Annotated in this window: 13 protein-coding genes; 7 read left to right on the top strand and 6 right to left on the bottom strand. The window is 72.6% G+C overall.

Going from position 1 to position 14640, the window contains the following annotated elements; all coding sequences use genetic code 11:
* Positions 1-53: 53 nt before the first annotated feature.
* The gene (locus WD341_RS19975; RefSeq protein WP_368427253.1) at positions 54-1166 is read right to left on the bottom strand and encodes a sensor histidine kinase; all 1113 of its coding nucleotides are present in this window, start codon (positions 1164-1166) and stop codon (positions 54-56) included.
* A gap of 121 nt (positions 1167-1287) precedes the next feature.
* Positions 1288-2100 carry a class II aldolase/adducin family protein gene (locus tag WD341_RS19970; protein WP_368427252.1) on the bottom strand — a complete coding sequence of 271 codons (813 nt, stop codon included), beginning with the start codon at positions 2098-2100 and terminating at the stop codon, positions 1288-1290.
* 113 nt (positions 2101-2213) lie between these two features.
* Here WD341_RS19970 and WD341_RS19965 point away from each other — a divergent pair, with 113 nt between their 5' ends.
* The 3 genes from WD341_RS19965 to WD341_RS19955 all read left to right on the top strand — a co-directional run bounded on the left by WD341_RS19965 (position 2214) and on the right by WD341_RS19955 (position 6818).
* Positions 2214-3419, top strand: coding sequence for a hydantoinase/carbamoylase family amidase (locus WD341_RS19965; protein ID WP_368427251.1), 1206 nt, complete (start codon positions 2214-2216; stop codon positions 3417-3419).
* 108 nt (positions 3420-3527) lie between these two features.
* Positions 3528-4607 (top strand): PLP-dependent cysteine synthase family protein, encoded by a 1080-nt coding sequence (locus WD341_RS19960; protein ID WP_368427250.1) that lies wholly within the window; start codon positions 3528-3530, stop codon positions 4605-4607.
* A 132-nt stretch (positions 4608-4739) separates the two neighbouring features.
* Entirely contained in the window at positions 4740-6818 is a 2079-nt protein-coding gene (locus WD341_RS19955; protein WP_368427249.1) for an ATP-dependent helicase, read from the top strand.
* Between the two features lie 47 nt (positions 6819-6865).
* Here the strand turns inward: WD341_RS19955 and WD341_RS19950 are convergent, their stop codons facing one another.
* Complete coding sequence (locus WD341_RS19950; RefSeq protein WP_368427248.1) at positions 6866-7801, bottom strand: ketopantoate reductase family protein; 936 nt, start codon at positions 7799-7801, stop codon at positions 6866-6868.
* Positions 7802-8011: 210 nt separating this feature from the next.
* Between WD341_RS19950 and WD341_RS19945 the strand changes: the two genes are divergently transcribed.
* Together WD341_RS19945 and WD341_RS19940 are read left to right on the top strand one after the other, a co-directional pair.
* Positions 8012-8779 (top strand): enoyl-CoA hydratase-related protein, encoded by a 768-nt coding sequence (locus tag WD341_RS19945; RefSeq protein WP_368427247.1) that lies wholly within the window; start codon positions 8012-8014, stop codon positions 8777-8779.
* A gap of 114 nt (positions 8780-8893) precedes the next feature.
* Entirely contained in the window at positions 8894-9730 is an 837-nt protein-coding gene (locus tag WD341_RS19940; protein ID WP_368427246.1) for a sulfite exporter TauE/SafE family protein, read from the top strand.
* A gap of 19 nt (positions 9731-9749) precedes the next feature.
* Here the strand turns inward: WD341_RS19940 and maiA are convergent, their stop codons facing one another.
* Together maiA and WD341_RS19930 are read right to left on the bottom strand one after the other, a co-directional pair.
* Positions 9750-10403: a maleylacetoacetate isomerase gene (gene maiA / locus WD341_RS19935; protein ID WP_368427245.1), complete on the bottom strand. Its 654-nt coding sequence runs from the start codon at positions 10401-10403 to the stop codon at positions 9750-9752.
* A gap of 33 nt (positions 10404-10436) precedes the next feature.
* Positions 10437-11051 (bottom strand): glutathione S-transferase, encoded by a 615-nt coding sequence (locus WD341_RS19930; RefSeq protein WP_368427244.1) that lies wholly within the window; start codon positions 11049-11051, stop codon positions 10437-10439.
* Between the two features lie 208 nt (positions 11052-11259).
* Here WD341_RS19930 and WD341_RS19925 point away from each other — a divergent pair, with 208 nt between their 5' ends.
* The gene (locus tag WD341_RS19925) at positions 11260-12435 is read left to right on the top strand and encodes a TauD/TfdA family dioxygenase (RefSeq protein ID WP_368427243.1); all 1176 of its coding nucleotides are present in this window, start codon (positions 11260-11262) and stop codon (positions 12433-12435) included.
* A gap of 6 nt (positions 12436-12441) precedes the next feature.
* Here WD341_RS19925 and WD341_RS19920 read toward each other — a convergent pair whose 3' ends face one another.
* On the bottom strand, positions 12442-12921 hold the full coding sequence (locus tag WD341_RS19920) for an ureidoglycolate lyase (protein ID WP_368427242.1): 480 nt from the start codon (positions 12919-12921) through the stop codon (positions 12442-12444).
* Between the two features lie 258 nt (positions 12922-13179).
* Here WD341_RS19920 and WD341_RS19915 point away from each other — a divergent pair, with 258 nt between their 5' ends.
* Positions 13180-14283: a DNA topoisomerase IB gene (locus WD341_RS19915; protein WP_368427241.1), complete on the top strand. Its 1104-nt coding sequence runs from the start codon at positions 13180-13182 to the stop codon at positions 14281-14283.
* Positions 14284-14640: the final 357 nt, after the last annotated feature.

Below are 14640 nucleotides of genomic sequence, written 5' to 3'. Positions count from 1 at the left end.
TACGGCGAGGAGGGGCCGGCGACCTGGATGGGCTGAGGTCACGGCTGGTCAGGCTAGGCCGGCGCCTGCCGCTCCGCCCGGGACAGCGGGAAGCGCAGGCGCACCTCGACGCCCTCGCTTTCGTAGCGCACGCTGGCGTCGCCGCCGAGCTGGGCGGCGGCGATCGAGAACAGGCGCGTGCCGAAGCCGTCGGCCTCGGGCGCCTCGACGGCCGGGCCGCCGCGCTCGATCCAGGCCAGCTCGACGCCCGGCCCGGCGCCCGACCCGGCGCCCGACCCGGCGCCTTCCCCCGCGACGCCGTCTCCGGCCGCGCCGTCCCAGGAAATCTCGATCCTGCCGTCCGGCACCGAAAGGGCGCCGTACTTGACGGCGTTGGTCGCCAGCTCGTGCAGCACCAGGCAGAGGGTCACCGCGGCGCTCGCCTCGACCAGGAGCGGCGGCCCCTGGAAGCGGATCGCCTCCTGCCGGCCGCCGCCGCCGAAGGGCGCCAGCGTGCCGGCGACGAGGTCGGTCAGGCAGGCGCCCCGCCACTGCTGCCGGGTCAGCAGCGAATGGGCGGTGTCGAGGGCCGCCAGCCGCGACTGGAAGGCCCGCTTGAAGGCCTCCGGCTCGGGCGTCTCGCGCAGGGTCAGGCCGGCGATCGACTGGACGATCGCCATGATGTTCTTGATGCGGTGGCTGAACTCGTCGAGCAGCAGGGCCCGGCGCTGCTCGTTCTCCTTGCGCTCCGTGACGTCCAGGCAGACACCGATCATGCGTGCGGGCGCGCCGGCCTCGTCGCGGAACAGCCGGCCGCGGCCCTCGACCCAGCGGAGGCTGCCGTCGGGCAGGAGGATGCGATACTCGATGTGGTGGTCGTCGCCCCGCTCGACGGTGCCGGAGATGGTGCGCAGGACCCGCTCGCGGTCCTCCGGATGGATGTCTTCCTGGAAGGCCTCGAAGGTCCCGGCGAAGCTGCCGGTAGCGAGGCCGTGTATTTCCTCGAGGCCCGCCGACCAGACCACCCGGCTGGTCGCGACCTCCCATTCCCAGGTGCCCATGCGCCCGGCTTCGAGCGCGAGCTGCAGCCGTTCCTCGCTCTCCAGAGCGCGGGCGGCGAGGCTTTTCCCGGGTTCGGCCCCCGCGACGCCGTCACGCCCGAAATCGTACGCCCCCTCGCGATCCACTTGCAGCCCCTCCAAAGCACTGCGCGCCGCCGGCCCGGCCAGGCGGCGGCCTACGTCCCGCCGACCGCCCGCAATCCTAGCCCCTCGCCGGGGCGAAGGGTAGCGCGGGCGAGGCGGGGCGCTACTGGAACATATCGGGCTGGCTGGCCGCGAGCTGCTCGTAGACCGGCTGGAAGTGCAGCCAGCCGATGTACTCGCTGCCGACGTGCTCGCGGCTGTAACGGGCGCGCTCGGGCGAAATGAGGATCGGCGCGTGGCCAGAGGCTTCGACCATCAGCTGCTGCCGGCAGCAGCGCTCCAGCGCCATGAACCAGAAGGCCGCGGATTCGATCGAGTGGCGGCTCGCCGTCAGCAGCCCGTGGTTCTGGTGGATCGCCGCCTTCACCCCCTTGAAGGAGGCCGCGACGCTGGGCCCGGCCGGGGCCTCGACCGCGACGGCGCCGGCCTCATCGCGGATCACCACGTGGTCCTCGAAGAAGGCGCAGGCGTCCTGCGTGATCGGCTCGAGCGGCCGGCCCAGCGAGGCGAACGCGGTGCCGTAGAGCGAGTGGGCGTGGCACATCGCCAGGATGTCGGGATGCGCCTCGTGGACCGCGGCGTGGAGCACGAAGCCGGCACGGTTGACGGCGTAGTCGCCCTCGACGACCTGCCCCTCGTGATCCACCAGGATCAGGTTCGACAGCCGGACCTGCCGGAAGTGCACGGCCATCGGATTGGTCCAGTAGAGCTCCGGGCGCTCCGGGTCCCGGATCGTCAGATGGCCGGCGAAGCCGTAGTCCAGGCCGGCCTCGGCGAAGGCGCGGCAGGCGCCGACCAGGCGCTCCTTGCGGTACTGCCGCTCCTCAGCGGCGGTCGCGAATTCCCGCCTGATCGGGAACTTCAGGTCGGGCTGTTCCGGCTGATAGATCGACTCGCGGTTGCCCAGGTCCGGCATGCGCATCTCCCCTGTGGCAGGTTTTCCGGCGAGCTTACGGGTTGCCAGGCGCCCTGGCGACAGGCCATTGAGGAAGTGCGCCCTGTTTTGAAGACATACCGGAAGGTCCCACCATGACCGAGATCGCGATCCGACCCGAACGCCTGCTCGAGGATCTGGAGACCCTGCGTTCCTTCGGCCGCTGCGGCAGCGGCGTCGTCCGGCCCGCCTATTCCGAGGCCGACATCGCGGCGCGCCGCTGGCTCGCCGGGCGCATGGCCGAGGCCGGCCTCGAGCCGGTCTTCGACCCCGTCGGCAACCTTTTCGGCCTGCCGCCGGGCGCGGCGCCCTGCCTGCTCATCGGCTCGCACTCGGACAGCCAGCCGGAAGGCGGCTGGCTCGACGGCGCCTACGGCGTGCTCGCCGGCCTGGAGGTCGCCCGCGCCAGCCTCGAGTGCGGCGGCCCGCCGGTGGCGGCGGTCTCCTTCCAGGACGAGGAGGGGCGCTTCACGACCCTGACCGGCAGCCGCATCTGGTCGGGACTGATGCCGCTCGAGGAGGCCGACCGGATGACCGACCACGAGGGCGTCAGCTTCGCCGAGGCGCGCCGCACCATGGCCGACCTCGCCGGCGCCGACTTCCTGCCGGCCAGGCGCTTCGACGCCTTCATCGAGGCCCACATCGAGCAGGGCCCGGTGCTTGACAGCGCAGGCGAGAAGATCGGCGTCGTCGAGGATATCGTCGGCATCCGCAGCGAGCGCTACCGCCTGACCGGGCAGCAGAACCACGCCGGCACCACCCCCATGCGCCTGCGCCGCGACGCCTTCCAGGGCCTCGCCGACTTCACGACCCTGGTCAATGCCCGCCTGGCGCCCATCGTCACCCCGGCGACGGTCTGGACCATCGGCCACGTCGCGCTGCATCCCAACGCCTCCTCGATCGTGCCGGGGCGCGTCGACTTCACGATGCAGTGGCGCGACGGCGAGACGGCGCGGCTCGACCGCATGGAGGCGGTGATTCGCGCCACCGCCGAGGAGGTCGCCGGCGCGCGCGGCCTCGAGTGCACGCGCTCGGCCTACGCCGCGATCGAGCCGGCGCGGATGGCCCCGGCGCTGGCCGCGCGCATCGAGGCGGGGGCGAAGGCCGAGGCGCCCGGCCTGTGGCGGCGCATGCCCTCGGGCGCCCTGCACGACGCCGCCAATGTCTCCCGACTGATGCCGGCCGGCATGCTCTTCGTGCCGTCGAAGCGCGGCATCAGCCACTCCTTCGAGGAGGACACGGCGCACGACGACCTGGTGATCGGCGCCCGCGTCCTGGCGGCGGCGGCCGGCGCCGACTGAGGCAGGCGCAGCCTGCGGGTCGGAAGTGCCTTGCCAAATTATCGCGTGACCAGCGGCGCGCGATCCGCTGGACTCCCCCGGCAGACCGGCCAAGGAAAGGGATCAGCCATGAGCAGCGACAGCACGCGACGGACCGAGGGACGGGGCCGGCTCTACGAGTCGATCGTCGACACCATCGGCGACACGCCGGCGATCCGGGTCAACCGCCTGGCGCCCGAAGGTGTGCGCCTCTACGTCAAGGCGGAGTTCTTCAACCCCGCCGCCTCGGTCAAGGACCGCCTGGCGATCTCGATCATCGAGGAGGCCGAGCGCCGGGGCGAGCTGAAGCCGGGCCAGACGGTGATCGAGGCGACGAGCGGCAACACCGGCATCGGCCTCGCCATGGTCTGCGCCGCCAAGGGCTACCCGCTGGTCGTGACCATGGCCGACAGCTTCTCGATCGAGCGCCGCAAGCTGATGCGCTTCCTCGGCGCCAAGGTCGTGCTGACGCCGCGCGCCGCCAAGGGCTTCGGCATGTACCAGAAGGCCAGGGAACTGGCCGAGGCGAACGGCTGGTTCCTGGCCCGCCAGTTCGAGACCCGCGACAACGCGACGATCCACGAGAACACGACGGCGCGCGAGATCCTCGCGGACTTCGCCGGCGACCGCCTCGACTACTGGGTCACCGGCTACGGCACCGGCGGCACCATGACCGGTGTCGGGCGGGTCCTGCGCCGCGAGCGCCCGGACACGAAGATCGTGCTGAGCGAGCCGGCCAACGCCGCGCTGCTCTCCAGCGGCACGGCCCAGGAGCGCACCGCCGACGGCTCGGCAGCGGCCAGCCACCCGGCCTTCGAGCCGCACCCGATCCAGGGCTGGACCCCCGATTTCATCCCGCTGGTCCTGCAGGAGGCTATCGACGAGCGCTACTACGACGAGCTGATTCCGGTGTCGGGCCCAGTCGCCATGGAGTGGTCGAGGAAGCTCGCCCAGCAGGAGGGCATCCTGACCGGCGTGTCGGGCGGCGGCACCTTCGCGGTCGCGATGCAGATCGCCGAGAAGGCGGAGCCGGGATCCGTGATCCTCTGCATGCTGCCCGACACCGGCGAGCGCTACCTCTCCTCGCCGCTCTTCGAGGGCGTGGCCGAGGAGATGACCGAGGAGGAGAAGGCGCTGTCGCTCTCGACCCCGGGCTTCCACATGGCGTAGCGGGGGCCGCCTCGCACCCGCCTCGACCGCCTCGGGACGACGCGGAGGCCGGCCGGGCGGGGCCGCCGTCGTTGCGAACGAAAGGGGACCGTGATCCAGTGGGTGGCCCAGCCACCCGAGTCGCGCCTCCCCATGCCCAGCCCTACGCCCGCCGCCTATCTCGACAGCCTCAACCCGGAGCAGCGCCGCGCGGCCGAGTACGCCGTGGGCGCGCCCGGCGTGGCGCGGCCGCTGCTGGTCATCGCCGGGGCCGGCTCGGGCAAGACCAGCACCCTGGCGCACCGGGTCGCGCACCTGATCGTCGAGGGCGCCGACCCGCGCCGCCTCCTGCTGATGACCTTCTCGCGGCGCGCCGCCGCCGACATGATCCGGCGCGTCGAGCGCATCGCCCGCCAGGCGCTCGGCGAAAAGGCGGGCGTGCTGGCCGGCGGCCTGAGCTGGGCCGGGACCTTCCACGGCGTCGGCGCGCGGCTGCTGCGCGACTATGCCGGGCAGATCGGCCTCGATCCCGGCTTCACGATCCACGACCGCGAGGATTCGGCCGACCTGATGAACCTGGTGCGCCACGAGCTCGGCTTCTCGAAGACCGACCGGCGTTTCCCGACCAAGGGCACCTGCCTCGCGATCTACTCGCGCTGCGTCAACGCCGAGCTGCCGCTCGAGACGGTGCTGCAGGAGGCCTTCCCCTGGTGTGCCGACTGGGCCGATGCGCTGCGCCGGCTGTTCGCCGGCTACGTCGAGGCCAAGCAGCGCCAGAACGTGCTGGACTACGACGACCTGCTGCTGTGCTGGGCGCAGACAGTCGCCGATGCCGGGCTTGCCGCCGAGATCGGCGGCCTGTTCGACCACGTCCTGGTCGACGAGTACCAGGACACCAACCGGCTCCAGGCCTCGATCGTGCTGGCGCTGAAGCCTGACGGGCGCGGCCTGACCGTGGTCGGCGACGACGCCCAGTCGATCTATTCCTTCCGCGCCGCGAGCGTGCGCAACATCCTCGACTTTCCCGGCCACTTCAGCCCGCCGGCCGAGGTCGTGACGCTGGAGCGCAACTACCGCTCGACGCAGCCGATCCTGGCCGCCGCCAACGGCGTCATCGCGCTGGCCGCCGAGCGCTTCACCAAGGACCTCTGGACCGAGCGCGCCGCGACGGCGCGGCCGCGCCTGGTCGCGGTCGGCGACGAGGCGACCCAGGCGCGCTACCTGGTCGAGCGGATCCTGGAGAACCGCGAGGCCGGGACCGGCCTGAAGCAGCAGGCCGTGCTGTTCCGCACCTCCCACCACAGCGGCCCGCTCGAGATCGAGCTGACCCGGCGCAACATCCCCTTCGTCAAGTTCGGCGGCCTGAAGTTCCTGGAGGCCGCCCACGTCAAGGACCTGCTGGCGCTGCTGCGCTTCGCCGGCAACCCGCGCGACCGGGTCGCCGGCTTCCGGCTGATGCAGCTGCTGCCCGGCGTCGGCCCGGCCTCGGCGCAGCGGGTCCTCGACCTGATGGCCGAGGCCGCCGATCCGCTGGCGGCGCTCGCCGAGGCCCCGGCGCCGCCGCGCGCCGGCGCCGACTGGCCGGCTTTCGTCGAGACGCTCGCCGCGCTGGATCCCGCCAGCGCGCGCTGGCCGCTCGACCTGGAGCGCGCGCGGCTCTGGTACGAGCCGCACCTCGACCGCATCCACGACGACGCGCTGGTGCGCCGCGCCGACCTGATCCAGCTCGAGCAGATCGCCGGCGGCTATCCCTCGCGCGAGCGCTTCCTGACCGAGCTGACCCTGGACCCGCCGGACGCGACCAGCGACCAGGCCGGCGTGCCGCTGCTCGACGAGGACTACCTGGTGCTCTCGACGATCCATTCGGCCAAGGGCCAGGAATGGAAGTCGGTCTTCGTGCTGAACGTGGTCGACGGCTGCATCCCTTCCGACCTCGCGACCGGCACCACGGCGGAGCTGGAGGAGGAGCGCCGCCTGCTCTACGTCGCCATGACCCGGGCCCGCGACGAGCTCGAGCTGATGGTGCCGCAGCGCTTCTTCACCCACGGCCAGAGCGCCCGCGGCGACCGCCACGTCTACGCCTCGCGCAGCCGCTTCATCCCACGCGAGCTGCTCGACCTCTTCGAGCGCACCGCCTGGCCCCGCGCCGCCTCGGGCCCGATCCAGGTGCCGCTGCCCGCCGCGGCGCCGCGCGTCGACGTCGGCGCCCGGCTGCGGCAGATGTGGCGATAGCAGCCGGAGCCTTCACGCCCCGGAGTCTTGCCGCTCGCCGCCCCGCATCAGGCCGGACGGCCCTCCTGGTCGAGCTTCAGGGCCGCACAGACGAAGCCGTTGGCCGGCGTCGGTACCCCGAGCGCGCGGCCCAGGGCGACGACCTTGCCGCTCAGCCAGGGCAGCTCGAGACGGTTGCCCCGCTCCAGGTCGACGGCCATCGAGGCCTTGACGTTGGCGCCCAGGCTGTTGGCGCGCTCGGCCATGGTCTCGGCCAGGTCGTCGGGCAGGGGCACGCCGCTCGCCTGGCCGACCGCCAGGGTCTCGCCCATGACCTGCAGCAGCAGGGCGCGGGTGTCGGGGTCGGCACGGATCTCGCCGACCGGGCGGCGGGTGACCGCGGTCAGGGCCGAGAGCCCAACCAGCATGATGAACTTGTTCCACAGCGCGGCGCGGATGTCCCCGGGCTGCGAGTGCTCGATAGCGGCGGCGGTCAGCGCGGCATCGAGGGCTTCGCAGCGCGGGCTGCGGCTGCCGTCCAGCTCGCCGAAGCGGATGCGCTGGAAGGGGCTGAAGCAGCGGATCAGGCCGGGCTCGGCGATCGTCGCCGAGATTTCCGCGACACCGCCCAGGACGTGCCGCTCGCCCAGGATACCGGCGATCCGCTCCTCGGAATCGACGCCGTTCTGCAGCGACAGCACCGCCGTTTCCGGCCCGATCAGCGGCCGGCAGGCCTCTGCCGCCGTCTCGGTGTCCCAGAGCTTGACCGAGAAGAGCACGAAATCGACCGGGCCGATCGTCGCCGGGTCGTCGGTCGCCTGCACCTCGACGCTGTAGGCCTCCTCGCTCGTCTCGATGCGCAGGCCCTGGTCCCGCATCGCCGCCAGGTGCGCGCCGCGGGCGACGAAGACCGTCGGATAGCCCGCGCGCGCCAGCTTGGCGCCGAAAAAGCCGCCGACGCCGCCACTGCCCATGATCGCGAAGCTGCTCTGCCTGTCGCCCACCGATCCCCTCCTGCCGTGGTCGTCTCTTGCCGTCGGCAGGCATAGGCGAAGGCGGCGGGCCGGCGCAACGGCCGGCGGCTGCAGGTCAGACCCGCAGGAGCGGCCCTGCCGCGCTGCCACGTTGCCCGGCCGCCACGTTGCCCGGCCGCCACGTTGCCGGGACGCCCGGCGCATGGCAGCCTGCGCGCGCAAGGGAGGAGCCGAGAGCCCATGACCGAAGACCGCGAGATCCTCCTCGAGCGCACCGGCGGCGTCGCCCGCATCACCCTCAACCGCCCGGACAAGCTCAACGCCTTCACCGTCTCGATGGTCGAGGCCCTGCGCTCGGCCCTGGCCGAGGCGGAAGCCGACCCGGAGGTGCGGGCCGTGCTGCTCTCCGGTGCCGGGCGCGCCTTCGGTGCCGGCTTCGACCTCTCGGCCGCCCAGGGCGAGGACGCCCCGTCGCTGGGGGCCGTGCTGGACCGGCACTTCAACCCGCTGGTCCGCGCCCTGCGGCGCTCGCGCCTGCCGGTCGTCGCCGCCGTCCAGGGCGCCTGCGCGGGCGGCTCGGTCGGCGTCGCCCTGGCCTGCGACCTGGTGATCGCCGGACGCTCGGCCTTCTTCTACGAGCCCTTCGTCGGCATCGCCCTGGTGCCGGACGTCGGCAACAGCCTGTTCCTGCCGCGCCTGGCCGGGCGCATCCGCGCCGCGGGCGCGGCCTTCCTCGGCGAGCGCGTCGCCGCCGAGGAGGCCCATGCCTGGGGCCTGGTCTGGAAGGTCGTGGAGGACGCCGCGCTGGCCGCCGAGAGCGAGGCCGTGGCGGCCAGGCTCGCGGCGCAGCCGCCCGAGGCCCTGGCCGCGACCAAGCGCCTGCTGGGCGCCGCCGCCGAGCCGGACCTTGATCGCCAGCTCGACCTGGAGCGCGACCTGCAGGAGGCCGCGGGGCGCAGCGAGGCCAGCCGCGCGGCGATCCGCGGCTTCCTGGCGCGCCGCCGCTGAACCCTGCGCGGAAGTCGGGTCTGCCTCCCTCGGGGCCGGGTGGATCGCGGCGGCGGCAGGCTCTAGAACAGCGCCCCTGTCCCCAGTCTCCCGTCCCCTGCCGGAACCCGTCCCTTGATCGAACTTCCTCCCCTCGGCGAGCTGGCCTGGCTCGCCGGCGCCATGGTTGCGACCGGCGCCCTGGCCGGCGTCCTGGCCGGCCTGCTCGGCGTCGGCGGCGGCATCGTCATCGTCCCGGTCCTGAGCGTCATCCTGGCGGTGCTCGGCGTCGAGCCGGAAATCCTGATGCATGTCGCCGTCGGTACCTCTCTGTTGACCATCGTGCCGACCTCGATCGCCTCGGCGCGCGCCCACGCCAGGCGCGGCGCGGTCGACTGGAGCCTGATCCGGCGCTGGGGCGCGACCATCGTGCTGGGCGCGATCCTCGGCGGTGTCGCCGCCGCCTACCTGCGCTCGGCCGAGCTCAGCCTTGTCTTTGCGGCCATCGCCCTGGCGGTGGCGCTCTTCATGCTGGTCCGGCGCGAGGGCCGGCCGCTGTTCGCGCGCCTGCCCGGGGGGCCGGCCGGCCAGCCGCTGCCGCTGCTGATGGGCGGGATCTCGACCCTGATGGGCATCGGCGGCGGCACCCTCGGCGTGCCGCTCCTGAGCGCCTGCGCCTATCCGGTGCGCCAGGCGGTGGCGACGGCCAGCGTCTTCGGCCTGCTGATCGCGGTGCCGGGCAGCGCCGGCTTCGTCGTCGCCGGCTGGGGCCATCCGGACCTGCCGCCCTTCAGCCTGGGCTACCCGAACCTGCTCGGGCTGGTCTGCATCGCGCCCCTGACCATCCTCTTCGCGCCGCTCGGCGCCCGGCTCGCCCACAGCATCCGGCCGGGGCTGCTGCGCGTGCTCTTCGCGGTCTTCCTGATCCTGACCTCGGCGAAGATGCTGCTGGGGGCGCTGGGGGTGTTCTGAGCGCGCCGCCGGGCGGCGCTCAGGACACCGCGTCGGGCTGATGCTTGGGCTGGGTCGTCTCGAAGGCCGGCAGCGCCATGCAGGCCTCGAAGACCGCCATGGTGCGCGGGTAGGCCTCGAGCGGGCAGCGGAAGCGCTGGGCGTTGAAGATCTGCGGCACCAGGCAGATGTCGGCGATCGTCACGCTGTCGCCGTAGGACCGGCCCGCGCTGCGGCCGCCCTGTTCGTCGAGCCGCGCCAGGCTGTTCTCGTAGTTGTCCAGCCCTTCGCCCATCCAGTGGCGGTACCAGCGGTCGCGCGCCGCCTCGTCAAGCGCCAGCGGCCCCTTCAGGTACTTCAGGACCCGCAGGTTGTTGAGCGGATGGATCTCGCAGCCGACGATCTGGGCGAGCGCGCGGACCTGGGCACGCCCGCCGGCGTCGGGGGGCAGCAGCGGCGGCTCGGGGTGGGTCTCGTCGAGATACTCGAGCAGCGCCAGCGATTGGGTGTAGGCCGTGCCCTCGTCGATCAGCGTCGGCACCAGCCCCTGCGGGTTGACCGCCAGGTAGTCGGGACTGCGCTGCGCCTCGTCGGGAAGGCTGACGTAGTGCGCCCGGTACTCGATCCCCTTGAGCGCCAGCGCGATGCGCAGGCGGTAGGAGGTCGAGGACCGGTAGTAGCCGTAGAGCTCCATGATGGCCTCCTTGTCGATGCCGGGGAGGAAGAGTCAGCCCTGCGGCCGCGTCTCCTTGAGGGCGGGCCGCTCGGCGACCGACTCGAACCAGGCTGCGAGCCTCGGCGCCGCCTTGCGCCAGTCGCGCTCGGGGAAGCGGAAGTCGAGGTAGCCGAGAGCACAGGCGACGCCCAGCGCGCCGATGTCGAAGCGGCCTTCGAGATGCTCGATCCACTCGGCCTCGAGCGCAGCCACCGAGGCGTCGATCTTGCCCAGCTGCCCCGCCAGCCACTCGTCCCAGCGCTTCTCGGCCGGCCGCATCGCCAGCTCGTAGCGCGCCAGCAGGGCGGCGTCGAGCAGCCCTTGGGCGAGGGCGAAGAGGGTCAACGCCTGCCAGCGCGCGGCACCTTCGGCCGGAAAGAGGCGCTCGCCCGGGTGCTGCGCATCCAGGTATTCGCAGATCACGCGGCTGTCGAAGAGGACCGTGCCGTCGTCGAGGATCGCGGTCGGCACCTTGCCGGTGGGATTGTGCACGCGGATCGTCTGGTCCGGCTTGACCGGCACGGCCGCGCTCGGCAGCCGCTCGATCTTCGCGGCCTGCCCGGTCTCGATCGCCAGGGCCATGACCATGCGCACATAGGGCGAGGCGGGCGAATGGAAGAGCTTCATGAAGGCGCGTTCCTTGTCTGGTTGGCGGGAGTCCGGGTTGGCGGGGGCCTGGCTGGCGGGGGTCCGGCTGGCGGGACAGCCGGCACTATCGGGGAGCCGTGGGTCGCCAGCAAGGGCCGCGGCGCCGCCAGCTCGGGCACCTTTCGGCCGGACGGCCGTTCGTAGTATGCCCTGTCACCCCTCCCATACTTCCTGCCAAGAGGTTTCCGTGTCGCTGTCCCCCGCCGTCCAGTCGGCCGCCGCCGACTCCGCTGCCGACTCCGCCGCTGTCTCGGAGGCCGCCCTCGAGGAGGGCGCGCTGGTCGTCGCCTGGAGCGACGGCCGGCGCTTTTCCTTCCACCCGCTCTGGCTGCGCGAGCGGGCGCCCGACGGGCAGACGCTTGACGGGCGCAACGGCCAGCGCACGCTGGAGGCGGCCTTCCTGCCCCTCGATCTAGCCGTGACCGGCGCGCGCCTGGCCGGCGACGATAGGGTGGAGGTCACTTTCAGCGACGGCGCCACGGCGCTCTTCGAGGGCGCCCGGCTGCGCCGCGCCCTGGCGCCGCGGGACCAGGTCGACCTGCTCGGCGACCGAGAGCTCTGGGATGCCTCGCTCGGCGGCTTTCCGCGCTATCGCCTTGGCGATCTGAAGCAGGGCCGGCCGCTGCTCGGCCTGCTCGACGACCTGGCGCGGCTCGGCTGCGTGCTGATCGAGGAGGTGCCGCCCGAGAAGAACGGCATCCTCGAGTTCATGGGCCTGATCGGCAACATCAAGCTGACCAACTGGGGTGGCGTCGAGGACGTCAAGGTCGATGCCGACGCCTTCGACCTGACCCTGACCAACCGCGGCCTCGAGCCGCACGTCGACAACCCCTATCGCTTCTCCACGATCGGCTACGTCGTGCTGCACTGCCTGGAGAACTCCTTCGAGGGCGGCGAGAGCACCATCGTCGACGGCTTCGCGGTCGCGGAGCGGCTGCGGCGTGAGGATCCGGCGGCCTTCGAGGTCCTGGCGACGACGCCGGTCTATTTTCGCTACGAGGACGGAACGACGGTGCTCGACAACCTGCGCAGCCTGATCGGAGTGGATGCCGAGGGGCGGGTCGAGCGCGTCGCCTGGTCGAACCGCACGGAGTTCGTGGACGTCCGGCCGGTCGCCGAGCTGACCCGCTACTACGCGGCGCGCCGGCGCTTCGCCGAGCTGCTCTACGCGGAGGAGATGACCGTGACCTTCAAGCTGCAGCCGGGCCAGGCCTTCATCCTCGACAACTACCGGGTGCTGCACGGCCGCACGCCATTCGAGCTCGCCGGCGGCGGCAACCGCCACATGCGCCAGGGCTACTTCGACCGCGACATGGTGTCGAGCCGCCAGAAGGTCCTGCGCCGCGACCTGGATCCGGACTGACCGGGGTCAGGCGGGCCGCAGCTCGAGGGGCGCCGCCAGGCGGACCTCTTCCAGGTTGGTGCCGGGGCCGGCGCGCTCCACGACCAGGAAGTCCTGTGGCTCATCGAGCACCAGCAGCGGGTGGTGCCAGACGCCGGGATGATACTGCACGCCCTGGTCGCCGCGGACCCGGAAGGCGCGGCAGGTTTCCGCGCGCGGGGTGTCGGCGACGACGACCAGCCAGGGGCGGCCGCCGAGCGGCATGAAGGCCCGGCTGCTCAGGGGGTGGCGTTCCAGCAGGTCGATCTGGAGCGGCCGCGGTCGGCCGCGCAGCAGCGACAGCATCGCCTTGCCGTTGGGCCCGGCCGCGACCTCCGCGAGCGCGTGGAAGCGGGTCGTGAAGCCCTGGTCGATCTCCAGGGCCGCTTCGCTGCGCGCTTCGATGACCGTGCCGAAGGCGGCGAAGGCGGCGGGCGTGAGAGGATGGGTTTCGAGCTGGCGGGGCATGGTGCTCTCGGTCTGGAGGGAAGGCGGCCGGCGCAGGGCGCGTCGCGCGGGAGAGCGGCGCGCCAGGAGCGAGGATGGGTCGGGTCGTGGGCGACCCTACAGCATCCTCGCTGCCGGCGCTGCCCGCCATTGCGCGGCCCCACGGGACGGGTTGGCGAGGGCCGCGACGCTCGGCGCGCCGGAACTGCCGGCAACGGGCGCCGTTCATGGCTCGGCGGCTGGCGGCGCAGCTGCCGCGTTCGTCAGGGAAGGTCGGCAATGGCGGCAGTGCAGGGCGAAGTCGAAGGCACCGGCGAGGCCCGCGAGGCGGCGCGGCAGGCAGCGGCCGGGGCGGGCCTGCGCTACGTCACCGATGCGGGGCCGGGCCTGCGGCGGCGGGGCCGGGGCAAGGGCTTCAGCTATCACCGCGAGGATGGCGGCCGGCTCGAGGACGCGCGAACCCTGGCGCGCATCCGCTCGCTGGCGATCCCGCCGGCCTGGAGCGACGTCTGGATCTCGCCCGACCCGCGCGGCCACGTGCAGGCGACGGGCCGCGACGACCGGGGCCGCAAGCAGTATCGCTACCACGCCGACTGGCAGGCGCGGCGCGGCGAGGACAAGTACGACCGCGTGCTGGCCTTCGGCCGCGCCCTGCCGGAGATCCGCCGCCAGACCAAGGCCCACATGGGCGGCACGCCCTGTGGTCGCCGCACCGTCCTGGCGACGGTGGTGCGCCTGCTCGAGACGACGCTGATCCGCGTCGGCAACGCCCGCTACGCGCGGGAGAACCGCAGCTACGGCCTGACCACCCTGCGTCGGCGCCATGTCGAGGTCGAGGGCGGCGCCGTGACCTTCGAGTTCGTCGGCAAGGGCGGACGCAAGCATCTCATCGAGCTCACCGACCGGCGCGCCGCGCGGGTCATCGGCCAGCTTCAGGATCTGCCCGGCCAGGAACTGTTCCAGTACGTCGACCGCGACGGCGCCCGCCACGCCATCGGCTCCGACGAGGTCAACGACTACCTGCGCGAACTGGCCGGAGAGCCCTTCACCGCCAAGGACTTCCGGACCTGGGCGGGCACCGTCCTGGCCGCCTGGGCGCTGAGCGAGTTCGAGGAGATCGACAGCGAGGCGGCCGCAAAGCGCAACATCCGCTGGGCCGTGGAGCGGGTCGCGACCCGTCTCGGCAACACCCCGGCGGTCTGCCGGCGCAGCTACGTCCACCCGGAGATCCTGGGCGCCTACCTCGACGGCAGCCTGGTCGGGAGCCTGCGCGACAGGATCGCCGATCGCCTGCGCCGGGACCTCTCCGGTCTCAGCCCCGAAGAGGTGGCGGTCTTCCTGCTCCTGCAGCGCCGGCTCGAGGCAGCGTCGACCGCCGGCTGATCCTCGCCGAGACCTGCCAAGCCCCATACGGCAACGCGCTTCGTGGTTCGACAGGCTCACCATGAAGCGCGGCCCTGTAGCCGGCCATCCGCCGCGACCGCCGAAAGAGATGGAGCCGCAGCACCGGCGCCCCCGTCGCTTCATGGTGAGCTTGTCGAACCATGCAAGCGCTACGCCTCTGCCGCCAGCGACCTGCTGAGGCCCGAGGTCCGCGCAGATCGCGCTTCGTGGTTCGACAAGTGTGCAGCCGCCAGACATGGTGGACAACAAGCTCACCATGAAGCGCGGCCCTGTAGCGTGCAGAGCCGCAGCACCGGCGCCCCCGTCGCTTCATGGTGAGCTTGTCGAACCATGCAA

Source organism: Tistlia sp. (assembly GCF_040905785.1).
Lineage (GTDB): Bacteria > Pseudomonadota > Alphaproteobacteria > Kiloniellales > DSM-21159 > Tistlia.
This window is presented reverse-complemented; position numbering and strand designations above follow the sequence as displayed.

Coding starts and splice junctions, on each gene's coding strand:
- WD341_RS19970 (WP_368427252.1), bottom strand. CDS start 2,100: ATGCCGGACCTGGGCAACCGCGAGTCGATCTATCAGCCGGAACAGCCC.
- WD341_RS19965 (WP_368427251.1), top strand. CDS start 2,214: ATGACCGAGATCGCGATCCGACCCGAACGCCTGCTCGAGGATCTGGAG.
- WD341_RS19960 (WP_368427250.1), top strand. CDS start 3,528: ATGAGCAGCGACAGCACGCGACGGACCGAGGGACGGGGCCGGCTCTAC.
- WD341_RS19955 (WP_368427249.1), top strand. CDS start 4,740: ATGCCCAGCCCTACGCCCGCCGCCTATCTCGACAGCCTCAACCCGGAG.
- WD341_RS19945 (WP_368427247.1), top strand. CDS start 8,012: ATGACCGAAGACCGCGAGATCCTCCTCGAGCGCACCGGCGGCGTCGCC.
- maiA (WP_368427245.1), bottom strand. CDS start 10,403: ATGGAGCTCTACGGCTACTACCGGTCCTCGACCTCCTACCGCCTGCGC.
- WD341_RS19930 (WP_368427244.1), bottom strand. CDS start 11,051: ATGAAGCTCTTCCATTCGCCCGCCTCGCCCTATGTGCGCATGGTCATG.
- WD341_RS19920 (WP_368427242.1), bottom strand. CDS start 12,921: ATGCCCCGCCAGCTCGAAACCCATCCTCTCACGCCCGCCGCCTTCGCC.
- WD341_RS19915 (WP_368427241.1), top strand. CDS start 13,180: ATGGCGGCAGTGCAGGGCGAAGTCGAAGGCACCGGCGAGGCCCGCGAG.